A 12,172-nucleotide genomic window follows, 5' to 3' on the forward strand; every position below is an offset into this window, starting at 1 on the left:
TCACCCTTAATTTTAAATAATATTTGATTATTTCCTACTACGCCTTCTTCATCGAGTTCCAACGACAGCGAGTCATAATATTAGGCACACTGGAGTCTCTGCCGTGAACAATGACTTCATCATCAGCCATGTCACAAGTTAACCCCACAACAGGATTTTCAATCTCGGAATTCAATTCTGGAGTTAATTTACTGCTATACCAGATCATGTTTTCATCTGCTTCGCTCGCCACATAAACTGTGGATTTAGCCACAAACTGCGTCATGAAATTCAAGCTCAAGCCCTCTTCATGTACTGGTAATTCAAAGCGTCCATCCGCATCTGTACTGAACGCTTGCAAAAGTCCCTCTTCATTACCATTCCATGTCAACCGCCGCAATAACCGCGTATTCGCCATCGGCTTCCCATCCCGCAACAATACACCGCTCAACGGAGAGGCAATTACATACGTTTCTTCTTTTGTTTTGCTCAACATTTCCTTTTCCTTGACTGAAACCATTGCCGCCCCGGAATCTGCACTACAGTTCCAAATAGATGAAATACCAACCACTAAAAAAAACCATCGAAACAACAAGCTCGCCTCCAATGGTGAGACCTGATCCAGTGATTCAAAAGTGCCATTAAAATGAGATTCGGGAAAGTGCACAGTCATAAACAACAGGAAAACTGGCACCAAATAGAACGCACAAGTGAAACCTTCACTTTTTTTGCCCGAAATTCCAGGCAAAAAAAACGGGCCTCAATTGAGGCCCGTTTTCGAAGTAAATAAGCGGAGGAAATTACCAGCCGGTTACTTCCTTCAGTGCGTCGCCGATCTGCGCCAGGGAGCGTACGGTTTTGACACCGGCGTCTTCCAGAGCAGCAAATTTCTCGTCAGCGGTGCCTTTACCACCGGAGATGATCGCACCGGCGTGGCCCATGCGCTTTCCGGGAGGAGCAGTTACACCAGCGATGTAGGAAACCACCGGCTTGGTGACGTTTGCCTTGATGTAAGCAGCCGCTTCTTCTTCCGCGGAACCGCCGATCTCACCGATCATGACGATCGCTTCGGTCTGCGGGTCGTTCTGGAACATTTCCAGAATGTCGATGAAGTTGGAGCCCGGGATGGGGTCGCCGCCGATGCCCACACAGGTGGACTGGCCGAAGCCGTAGTCGGTGGTCTGCTTGACCGCTTCATAGGTCAGGGTGCCGGAGCGGGAAACGATGCCCACTTTGCCCGGCTTGTGGATGTGACCCGGCATGATGCCGATTTTGCACTCACCGGGAGTGATCACGCCCGGGCAGTTCGGGCCAATCAGGCGCACGCCCAGCTCGTCGCACTTCACCTTGGCATCCAGCATGTCCATGGTAGGAATGCCTTCGGTGATGCACACGATCAGCTTGATGCCGCCGTTTGCCGCTTCCAGGATGGAGTCTTTACAGAACGGCGCCGGAACGTAGATTACGGACGCTTCTGCACCGGTGGCTTCAACCGCTTCTTTTACGGTGTCGAAGACCGGCAGGCCCAGGTGAGTCTGGCCGCCTTTACCCGGAGTTACACCACCAACCATTTTTGTTCCGTACGCAATCGCTTGCTCGGAGTGGAAAGTACCCTGGGAGCCGGTGAAGCCCTGGCAGATGACTTTGGTGTCTTTGTTAATCAATACGGACATGATTATTTACCCTCCGCGGCTTTTACTACCTGCTCTGCAGCATCCGTCAGGCTGGTCGCTGCGATGATGTTCAGGCCGCTTTCGCTCAGTACCTTGGCACCCAGGTCGGCGTTGTTGCCTTCAAGGCGCACAACAACCGGGATTTTAACGCCGACTTCTTTCACTGCGCCGATCACGCCTTCTGCGATCATGTCGCAGCGAACGATACCGCCGAAGATGTTGATCAGAACTGCCTTCACATTTTCGTCAGACAGGATGATTTTGAACGCTTCGATAACGCGCTCTTTGGTCGCGCCGCCGCCAACGTCCAGGAAGTTGGCCGGCTTGCCGCCGTGCAGGTTGACGATGTCCATGGTGCCCATCGCCAGACCGGCACCGTTCACCATGCAGCCGATGTTGCCATCAAGCGCGACGTAGTTCAGGTCCCACTTGGCAGCGTGTGCTTCACGGGCGTCCTCCTGAGACGGATCGTGCATTTCACGCAGGTCCGGGTGACGGTACAGCGCGTTGCTGTCGATCACGATCTTGGCATCCAGACAGTGCAGGTTCTTCTCGGGAGTGATCACCAGCGGGTTGATTTCCAGCAGGGCCAGATCTTTCTCTTTGAACATCTTGGCGAGGCCCAGGAAGATCTTGGTGAACTGCTTGATCTGGTCGCCTTCGAGGCCCAGTTTGAACGCCAGCTCGCGCGCCTGGTAAGGCTGAGCGCCTACCAGCGGATCGACGATGGCTTTCAGGATTTTTTCCGGAGTCTCTTCCGCGACTTTCTCGATCTCAACACCGCCTTCGGTGGAGGCCATGAAAACGATGCGACGGGTAGAACGGTCAACAACCGCGCCCAGGTAAAGTTCCTGTTCGATATCGGTGCAGCTCTCAACCAGAATACGGGAAACCGGCTGGCCTTTTTCGTCTGTCTGATAAGTTACCAGGTTGTTGCCCAGCCACTTCTTGGCGAATTCTTCGATTTCAGCCTTGGAGTCCACCAGCTTGACGCCGCCCGCTTTACCGCGGCCACCGGCGTGTACCTGGGCCTTAACAACCCACTTGTTTCCGCCGATTTCGTCTGCTGCCGCTGCTGCTGCTGCCGGGGTTTCCGCTGCAATGCCTTTGGAAACCGGCAATCCGTATGCTGCAAACAGTTGTTTGCCCTGATACTCATGCAAGTTCATAGTCAATACCAATTCACATTTGAAATGTGTTTACCAATTGCAGATTGCTCTGCACCTTTAGACAGAACCCCGACACTGCCTCTTTACAAAATCCGGGTTCTGAAATGAAACCGGGGCGGACATTGCTGTTTCCGCCCCGACACGCGAGTCGCTGATCAGCGCTTCTTGCGATTCGCCATATGGATGGCGTGACCATTGACCGCGAGAGCCGCTTCCTTGACCGCTTCAGAGAAGGTCGGGTGACCGAATACGGTCATACCGATATCTTCCGCACTGGAGCCAAACTCCATTGCGATCGCTACCTGCTGCACCAGATCGGAGGCACTCGGGCCTACGATGTGGGCGCCCAGTACACGATCGGTTTCCGCGTGCGCGATGATCTTCACCATGCCGCCGGATTCGTTGGCAGCCACTGCGCGGCCAACCGCCAGGAACGGGAACACACCTACGTTGTAGGGTTCGCCGTCGGCTTTTACCTGTTCTTCGGTACGGCCAACCGCAGCGATTTCCGGGTGGGTGTAGATTACGTTCGGAATCACGTCGTAGTTCATCATCGGCTTCTGGCCGGCGATACGTTCGGCTACCACCACACCTTCTTCAGACGCTTTGTGAGCCAGCATCGGGCCGCGCACTACGTCGCCGATCGCCCACACGCCCGGTGCAGAAGTCATGCACAGGTCGTTGACGTAGATGAATCCGCGCTCGTCCAGCTTCACGCCGGCATCTTCAGACAGCAGGCCTTCGGTGTAGGGACGACGGCCCACGCACACGATCAGCTTGTCGAAGGTTTCCTGTTGCTCGTTGCCGTCTTTGTCCTGGTAGGTGACGACAACTTCTTTGCCTTTCACTTCGCTGCCGGTTACGCGGCAGGACAGGCGGATATCCAGGCCCTGCTTTTTCAGGATCTTCTGGGATTCCTTGGCAATCTGCTGGTCCATGATGGCGAGGAAGCTGTCGAGGGCTTCCAGCACAACCACGTCGGAACCCAGCCGGTTCCACACGGAGCCCAGCTCCAGGCCGATCACACCGGCACCAATCACGCCGAGGCGCTTCGGTACATCGGTGAATTCCAGAGCACCGGTGGAGTCCACGATAATCTTGTTGTCTACCGGTGCCGGCGGAATATTCACCGGGACAGAGCCGGAAGCCAGGATTACGTTGTCCGCTTCGTAGGTGGTGGTCTTGCCGTCTTTATCGGTCACTTCCACTTTCTTGCCAGCCAGCAGTTTGCCGGTACCCTGGATGGAGGTCACCTTGTTGGCCATGAACAGACCGGAGATACCACCGGACATCTGCTTGACCACACCTTCCTTGCGCTCGATCATTTTTTTCACGTCGATCTTCACCTTGCCGGTTTCGATGCCGTGAACTTCGAGGGAATCTTTTGCTTCGTGGTATTTCCAGGAGCTGTCCAGCAGCGCCTTGGAGGGGATACAGCCCACGTTCAGACAGGTACCACCGTTGATGGTCTTGCCTTCTTTGTTCACCCATTTTTCAACACAGGCAGTTTTCAGACCCAGCTGCGCTGCACGAATTGCGGCCACATAACCACCGGGGCCAGAGCCGATTACAATTACGTCAAATTTTTCTGACATGGTCTGTTCCAAATTTGAGTGGATTCAACGTATGCGGATTCATATCCGCATTACCGGGATCAGCCCGGTTTTCCCTGAGGCGGTCTTGCTGCCGCTGATGCCTGCGGGATGCACAGGCTCATAATGTTTCGGGCGGCCGTGCGAAACGCACAGGGCCGCCCTATCTCCAAGAATCGTACTGCTTACACTTCCAGCAGGATACGCGCCGGATCTTCGATCATTTCCTTGATCGCCACCAGGAAGCCTACCGCTTCCTTGCCGTCGATCAGGCGGTGGTCGTAGGACAGCGCCAGATACATCATCGGCAGGATTTCTACCTTGCCGTTAACCGCCATCGGGCGATCCTGGATTTTGTGCATGCCGAGGATGGCGGTTTGCGGCGGGTTCAGAATCGGCGTGGACAACAGGGAACCGAACACACCACCGTTGGTGATGGTGAAGGTACCGCCGGTCATCTCTTCGATGGACAGCTTGCCGTCGCGGGCGCGCAGGCCCATGTCGCGGATGTTGTTTTCAATATCCGCCAGGCCCATGTTCTCGGCGCTGCGCAGGATCGGTACCACAAGGCCTTTCGGCGAGGAAACCGCTACACCGATGTCCTGGTAGCCGTGGTAGACGATATCGTCGCCATCGATGGACGCGTTCACCGCGGAGTAACGCTTCAGCGCTTCTACCGCTGCTTTTACGAAGAAGCCCATGAAGCCCAGGCGGGTACCGTTGTGGGTCTTCTCGAACAGGTCTTTGTAGTTCGCGCGCAGGTCCATGATCGGCTTCATGTTCACTTCGTTGAAGGTCGTGAGCATGGCGGTAGACTGGGAAGCATCGAGAAGACGCTCGGCGATGCGCTTGCGCATACGGGTCATCGGCACACGCTTTTCAACGCGCTCACCCGGGGCAACCGCCACCTGCGCGGCAGCCGCAACCGGTGCAGCAGCTGCTGCCGGCGCGGAGCCCGCCTTCATCACGTCTTCTTTCAATACGCGACCGCCTTTGCCACTGCCTTCGACAGAAGCGAGGTCAACACCCTTCTCCGCCGCCATTTTCTTGGCGGAGGGCATCGCGATTTTTTCAGCACTGGCGGCCGGGGCCGGTGCAGCAGCTTTTTCTTCCGCCGCCGGAGCCGGCGCTGCGGCAGTGGTACCAGCGGCGCCTTCGGTCAGAATCGCAATCACTTCATTGGAGAGGATGGTCTCACCCTCGCCCTTGACGATTTCACTGAGGACGCCGTCCGCCGGCGCAACAACTTCCAGCACCACTTTGTCGGTTTCAATATCCACGATCAGTTCATCGCGGGACACAGCTTCGCCAGCTTGTTTGTGCCAGGTGGCAACGGTGCCATCCTGAACGGACTCGGGGAAGGTTGGCGCTTTAATCTCGATGGTCATTGGTCCTGTTTCCTGAGATTTTCTTGGATGGCCGGAAAAACGTTTTCCATTTTTCGCGGCCCCCTGCTCTTCGTTGTACTGCTGCCTTAGTTGACAGTCAGCGCCTCATTGATGAACGTGTTCTGTTCTTCCAAGTGCGTGGACATATAGCCCGCTGCCGGTGCAGCAGATGCCGCGCGACCGACGTATTCCAGTTCCAGAGTCGGGTGCGCCTCTTTCAGGAGACGGCGCAGATGGTGCTGACTGGAGTACCAGGCGCCCTGGTTCATCGGTTCTTCCTGACACCAGGCCACACTCTGGAGGTTCTTGAATGCGGAAACCGCGGCCAGGAATTCGTCGTCCGGGAATGGGTACAACTGCTCGATACGAACGAATGCCACGTCCTCCTGTTCGCGCTCAATACGCGCTTCCAGCAGATGGTAGTAAACCTTGCCGGAACACAGGATCAGTCGCTTCACCTTGGCGGGATCGACGCCCTGATCTTGAATAACGTTGTGGAATTTGCCGTTGGCCAGCTCGTCCAGGGTGGAGGTCGCAAGCTTGTGACGCAGGATCCACTTCGGGCTCATGATCACCAGCGGGCGACGCATCGGGCGGATCGCCTGGCGACGCAGCAGATGGAAGATCTGTGCCGGGGTAGTAGCGTTACATACCTGGATATTGTGTTCTGCACACAGCTGCATGAAGCGTTCGAGGCGCGCAGAGGAGTGCTCCGGGCCCTGGCCTTCGTAGCCGTGCGGCAGCAACATCACCAGGCCGCACATACGGCCCCACTTGTGCTCACCGGAAGTGATGAACTGGTCGATGACGACCTGGGCGCCGTTGGCGAAGTCACCGAACTGGGCTTCCCACACCACCAGGGATTTCGGGGTGGTGGTGGCATAACCGTATTCGAAGGCCAGTACCGCTTCTTCAGACAGCAGCGAATCGTACATATCGAAACGCGGCTGCCCCTCGTACATGTGCTTCAGCGGAATGTAAGTCTGGCCATCTTTCTGGCTGTGCAGTACCGCGTGGCGGTGAGAGAAGGTACCGCGACCCACGTCTTCACCGGTGAAGCGGATCATGTAGCCCTGCTCCAGCAATGTGCCGTAGGCGAGGGTTTCCGCCATGCCCCAGTTCAGTTCCAGACCACCGCCGGCCATCTTGCGACGGTCTTCGTAAATCTTGGCCACCTGGCGCTGCATCACGATGCCGTCCGGCACGGTGGTCATACGGTTGGCCACGTCTTTCAGCTTGGTCAGCGGGAAACTGGTGTCACCTTCCGCGGTCCACTCGTGGTTCAGGTACGGAGACCAGTCCACGAACATGGAGGAGTCCGGCTCTTTTACCAGACCGGTGGCCACATCTTCGCCACGATCCAGTTTCTCACGGTAATCATTGGCCAGTGCGTCCGCTGCATCTTTGCTCAGCACACCTTCCGCTACCAGCTTCTCCGCGTACAGGGTACGGGTGGTCTTCTGCTTGCGAATGGCCTGGTACATCAGCGGCTGAGTACCGGAGGGATCGTCGGTCTCATTGTGGCCGCGACGGCGGTAACACACGAGGTCGATGACGATGTCTTTCTTGAATTCGTAGCGATAGTCGACCGCCAGCAGGCCAGCCAGCACCACGGCTTCCGGATCGTCACCGTTTACGTGCAGTACCGGAGCGTCGATCATCTTCGCCACATCGGTACAGTACTCGGTGGAGCGGGCGTCTTCGCGCTTGCTGGTGGTAAAGCCCACCTGGTTGTTCAGCACCAGGTGAATACTGCCGCCGGTGTAGTAACCACGGGTCTGGGACATCTGCAGGGTTTCCTGCACCACGCCCTGGCCGGCAAAGGCCGCATCGCCGTGGATGTTGATCGGCATCACCTTCTCACCGGTGGCATCACCGCGGCGATCCTGGCGCGCACGCACGGAGCCAACCACTACCGGGGCACAGATTTCCAGGTGCGAGGGGTTGAAGGCCAGCGCCAAATGCACTTCGCCACCGGGGGTCATCACGTTGGAGGAGAAGCCCTGGTGGTACTTGACATCACCGGAGGTATCGAGGGTCTTCTTGCCTTCGAACTCCTCGAACAGGTCCGCCGGGTTTTTCCCCAGAATGTTGACCAGGGTGTTCAGGCGACCGCGGTGGGCCATACCGATCACCACTTCCTTCACCCCGTAGGTGCCGGAACGGCGAATCAGTGCATCCATCAGCGGGATCAGGCTCTCACCACCTTCCACACCAAAACGCTTGGTACCCGGGTATTTGGAGTCCAGGTGACGCTCCAGGCCTTCGGCCGCGGACAGGCGCTGCAGAATCTCTACGCGGATGTCGTTGCCGAAGCTGGGCTTGGACAGACTGCGCTCAAGGCGCTGCTGGAACCACTGCTGCTCGTCGAGATTCGACAGGTGCATGATTTCCGCGCCCAGGGTACCGCAGTAGGTCTTTTCCAGTCCGTGCACAATTTCGCGCAGAGTGGCTTCACCATTACCGAAGAACAGGTCACCGGTCTGGAACGTGGTATCGAAGTCGCCTTCGGTGAGTCCGTGGTAATTCAGTTGCAGATCCGGCACCTGCTCACGTGCCATCAAGCCCAGTGGATCGAGAGTGGCCTTCTTGTGGCCGCGGTGACGGTAGGAATTGATCAGCTGCAGAACTTTGATCTGCTTGCGCTCGTGCTCGACATTGATAGAGCCGGCGCCGGGAGCGGATAGCGGGCGGGTACGGTTTTTCGCCAGCAGTTCAAAATGCTGACGAATGGCAGCATGTGAGACATCACCGCCATTGACCCGCGGCAGGCTGTCAAAGTAATTGCGCCATTCTTCCGGTACACCACTGGGGTCGTGCAGATAGGTCTCGTAGAGGTCTTCCACGTATCCGGCGTTACCACCGGAGATGTGCGAAGTCCGCCAGAGCTCCTCCATAGTGCTTTCGTGCATTAATGCCTACCTCAATTGACGACGCGCACCCTTGAATTTCGCGCCGCTCTTTCCTGTCTTTTCACTCACAAAAGGGGAGGTGCTGAAAAGACACCTCCCCTTCTTCGTATAGGCCTGACACCTGCGCTGTTGTCGGCCTAATTGTGATTATTTTTGGTGGGGTAACCCACGCTATACGGCGCGGGTTATCAGCATATTGCGGATATGGCCGATGGCCCGGGTGGGGTTCAAACCCTTCGGGCACACGTTCACACAGTTCTGGATGCCGTGGCAGCGGAATACGCTGAAAGGATCATCCAGTTTTCCGAGGCGTTCGTCGGTGGCGGTATCGCGGCTGTCCGCCAGGAAGCGGTACGCCTGCAACAGACCCGCAGGGCCGATGAACTTGTCGGGGTTCCACCAGAAAGACGGACATGCGGTGGAGCAACAGGCACAGAGAATACACTCGTACAGGCCGTCCAGCTTTTCACGCTCTTCCGGCGACTGCAGACGCTCAATGGCCGGAGCCGGCGTGCTGTTCTGCAGATAGGGTTCAATCTTCTTGTACTGGGTGTAGAACTGCTCCATGTCCACCACCAGGTCGCGGATCACCGGCAGACCGGGCAGCGGGCGCAGTACCAGCTTGCCTTTGGGGGCGGCCTGGGAGATCGGCATGATACAGGCAAGACCGTTCTTGCCGGAAATATTCATACCGTCGGAACCGCACACGCCCTCGCGGCAGGAGCGGCGGAATGCCAGAGACGGATCCTCGGCTTTCAGCAGTTCCAGCACATCCAGCACCATCAGGTCCTTGCCCTGAGTGTCCAGTTCATAATCCTGCATGTAGGGTGCAGAATCGGTTTCCGGGTTGTAACGGTAGATGCTTACTTTCAACATTGTCTTTCCGCTCCCGAATTAGTAGGTACGCGCTTTCGGCTCGAAAGCTTCCACGGTGTTGGGGGCAAAGTTCACCGCACGCTTGCCAACACGCTTCTCCGTCGGGAAGAACATGGAATGGCACAGCCAGTTTTCGTCGTCACGCTCCTGGAAGTCTTCGCGGGCGTGGGCGCCGCGACTCTCGGTGCGCACTTCCGCAGCGATCGCAGTGGCTTCGGCCACTTCCAGCAGGTTCTGCAGTTCCAGCGCTTCGATACGCGCGGTGTTGAATGCGCGGGACTTGTCGTCCAGACGCACGTTGGCGATGCGCTCGCGCAGGCTTTCCAGCTTTTTCACGCCTTCGGCCATGTAATCGCCGCGGCGGAATACACCGAAGTGATTCTGCATCACGTTCTGCAGCTCGGTACGCAGGCTCGCGGCAGATTCGCCGTCATTCGTGGTTTCCAGACGGTTCAGGCGGGACATGGCCGCTTCGATATCGGAATCGCTCGCCTCACGGGCCTCGATACCTTCGCGCAGCGCCTTCTCGATGAACAGGCCGGAAGCGCGACCGAATACCACCAGGTCCAGCAGGGAGTTGCCGCCCAGGCGGTTGGCACCGTGCACGGATACACAGGCCACTTCGCCACAGGCGAAGAAGCCGTCGACGATCTGATCGTTACCGGAGGCGTCCTGGGTCAGAGCCTGACCGTGAATATTGGTCGGGATACCGCCCATCATGTAGTGACAGGTGGGTACAACCGGAATCGGCTCCTTGACCGGGTCTACGTGAGCAAAGGTCTTAGCCAGCTCACAGATGCCCGGCAGGCGGCTGTGCAGCAGCTCTTCGCCCAGGTGATCCAGCTTCAGGAACACGTGGTCGGCGTTGGGGCCGGCACCGCGGCCATCGAGGATTTCCAGCACCATGGAGCGGGCAACCACGTCGCGGGATGCCAGGTCTTTGGCGTTGGGCGCGTAGCGCTCCATGAAACGCTCGCCGTCCTTGTTGATCAGGTAGCCACCTTCACCGCGACAGCCCTCGGTGACCAGTACACCAGCGCCGGCGATGCCGGTGGGGTGGAACTGCCACATTTCGATGTCTTGCACCGGGAAGCCCGCGCGCAGGGCCATGCCCACGCCGTCACCGGTGTTGATGTGCGCGTTGGTAGTGGACGCGAAAATACGGCCGGCACCACCGGTGGCGAATACGGTCGCCTTGGACTTGATGAAGACCACTTCGCCGTCTTCGATACAGATGGCGATCACACCTACAACCACGCCGTCCTGGTTCTTCACCAGATCCACCGCGAACCACTCGTTCAGGAATACGGTGTTGTGCTTGACGTTGTTCTGATACAGGGTGTGCAGCAGGGCATGACCGGTACGGTCCGCCGCCGCGCAGGTGCGCGCCGCCTGACCACCGCGGCCGTAGTCCTTGGACTGACCACCAAACGGACGCTGATAGATTCGGCCTTCTTTGGTGCGGGAGAACGGCAGACCCATGTGCTCCAGTTCGAACACGGCTTCCGGGCCCACGGAGCACATATATTCGATCGCGTCCTGGTCACCGATGTAGTCGGAGCCTTTAACGGTGTCGTACATGTGCCAGCGCCAATCGTCATTGGGGTCATCACTGGCGATCGCACAGGTGATACCGCCCTGGGCGGAGACCGTGTGCGAACGGGTTGGGAATACTTTGGTGATGACCGCGGTCTTGAAACCGGACTGGGCCATCTGCAGGGCCGCACGCATACCCGCGCCGCCGCCGCCAACTACGATACCGTCAAAGGTAATTGTTCGCATATTCGACATGTCTTACACACCCCACAGAATTTCAATGCCCCACACCGCGTAGAACACGGCTACAGCGCCCAACAGCACCTCGACCAGAATACGCAGCACGGTGGCTTTGCCACCCATCATGCGGTTGGTGAGGTAGTCGGTCACCACGGACCAGAGACCGATCCAGGCGTGAGCAATTGTGGAGATCAGAGCCACCAGACTGAAAACGCGTACCCAACGCTGTTCAAACAGCGCGGACCAGCTGGCGTAGCCGAAGTCTTTGGAGAGAAAAATGAAACCCACTATAAAGAGGGTATAAGCCACCAGCACCACGGCACTGACGCGCTGAATGAACCAGTCGTAGAGACCACTGCGACCGAAACCTGTAACTGCCTTTACCATACGAAGACCCCCGCCAGCAGAATGAGCGCTACAGAAAGCACCAGCACGATGATGGCACCGCGGCGGCCACCTTCCAGGCTTTCACCAATACCCATATCCATGATCAGGTGACGCACACCAGCGATCAGGTGATAGATGAGCGCGGCGAGTGAGGCCCACAGAACGAGCTTTGCCGGAACGCTGGTAAAAAACTCAGTTACTTTCTGGAAACCCTGCTCGGATTCCAGACTGGAATCCAGCATGCACAGGAGAAGTGCAACGACAGCAAAGAGCACCACACCGGAAATACGGTGCAGGATCGAAACCAACGCTGGTGCAGGGAGCTTAATAGTAGAAATGTCTAAATTGACAGGTCTGTTTTTTTTCACAGGAAAAACACCTTGTTGCCCTGAAAGACGGGGCGCCCGTTAAATTTGTGTA

At 57.3% G+C, this 12,172-nt stretch carries 10 protein-coding genes; all 10 read right to left on the reverse strand.

The features are described 5' to 3' along the window. Positions 1-37: 37 nt before the first annotated feature. Positions 38-727, reverse strand: a complete 690-nt coding sequence (locus tag C3938_RS02020) for a DUF6795 domain-containing protein (RefSeq protein WP_158681522.1) — start codon at positions 725-727, stop codon at positions 38-40. A 52-nt stretch (positions 728-779) separates the two neighbouring features. Continuing rightward, positions 780-1,652, reverse strand: coding sequence for a succinate--CoA ligase subunit alpha (sucD, locus tag C3938_RS02025; RefSeq protein WP_105101603.1), 873 nt, complete (start codon positions 1,650-1,652; stop codon positions 780-782). A gap of 2 nt (positions 1,653-1,654) precedes the next feature. Continuing rightward, on the reverse strand, positions 1,655-2,821 hold the full coding sequence (gene sucC / locus C3938_RS02030) for an ADP-forming succinate--CoA ligase subunit beta (RefSeq protein WP_105103167.1): 1,167 nt from the start codon (positions 2,819-2,821) through the stop codon (positions 1,655-1,657). Positions 2,822-2,976: 155 nt separating this feature from the next. Further along, a complete protein-coding gene (lpdA, locus tag C3938_RS02035) occupies positions 2,977-4,416 on the reverse strand; it encodes a dihydrolipoyl dehydrogenase (RefSeq protein WP_105103168.1) in 1,440 nt (479 codons plus the stop codon). A gap of 182 nt (positions 4,417-4,598) precedes the next feature. Further along, the gene (odhB, locus tag C3938_RS02040) at positions 4,599-5,801 is read right to left on the reverse strand and encodes a 2-oxoglutarate dehydrogenase complex dihydrolipoyllysine-residue succinyltransferase (RefSeq protein ID WP_105101604.1); all 1,203 of its coding nucleotides are present in this window, start codon (positions 5,799-5,801) and stop codon (positions 4,599-4,601) included. Positions 5,802-5,887: 86 nt separating this feature from the next. Next, positions 5,888-8,713: a 2-oxoglutarate dehydrogenase E1 component gene (locus tag C3938_RS02045; protein ID WP_105101605.1), complete on the reverse strand. Its 2,826-nt coding sequence runs from the start codon at positions 8,711-8,713 to the stop codon at positions 5,888-5,890. A gap of 171 nt (positions 8,714-8,884) precedes the next feature. Next, positions 8,885-9,589, reverse strand: coding sequence for a succinate dehydrogenase iron-sulfur subunit (locus C3938_RS02050; RefSeq protein ID WP_105101606.1), 705 nt, complete (start codon positions 9,587-9,589; stop codon positions 8,885-8,887). Positions 9,590-9,607: 18 nt separating this feature from the next. After that, positions 9,608-11,380: a succinate dehydrogenase flavoprotein subunit gene (gene sdhA / locus C3938_RS02055; RefSeq protein WP_105101607.1), complete on the reverse strand. Its 1,773-nt coding sequence runs from the start codon at positions 11,378-11,380 to the stop codon at positions 9,608-9,610. A gap of 3 nt (positions 11,381-11,383) precedes the next feature. Next, positions 11,384-11,752 (reverse strand): succinate dehydrogenase, hydrophobic membrane anchor protein, encoded by a 369-nt coding sequence (sdhD, locus tag C3938_RS02060; protein WP_105101608.1) that lies wholly within the window; start codon positions 11,750-11,752, stop codon positions 11,384-11,386. Then, positions 11,746-12,120 (reverse strand): succinate dehydrogenase, cytochrome b556 subunit, encoded by a 375-nt coding sequence (sdhC, locus tag C3938_RS02065; protein WP_105101609.1) that lies wholly within the window; start codon positions 12,118-12,120, stop codon positions 11,746-11,748. Before sdhC ends, sdhD begins: the two co-directional genes overlap by 7 nt. Positions 12,121-12,172 lie beyond the last annotated feature (52 nt).

The organism is Microbulbifer pacificus, assembly GCF_002959965.1.
Lineage (GTDB): Bacteria > Pseudomonadota > Gammaproteobacteria > Pseudomonadales > Cellvibrionaceae > Microbulbifer > Microbulbifer pacificus_A.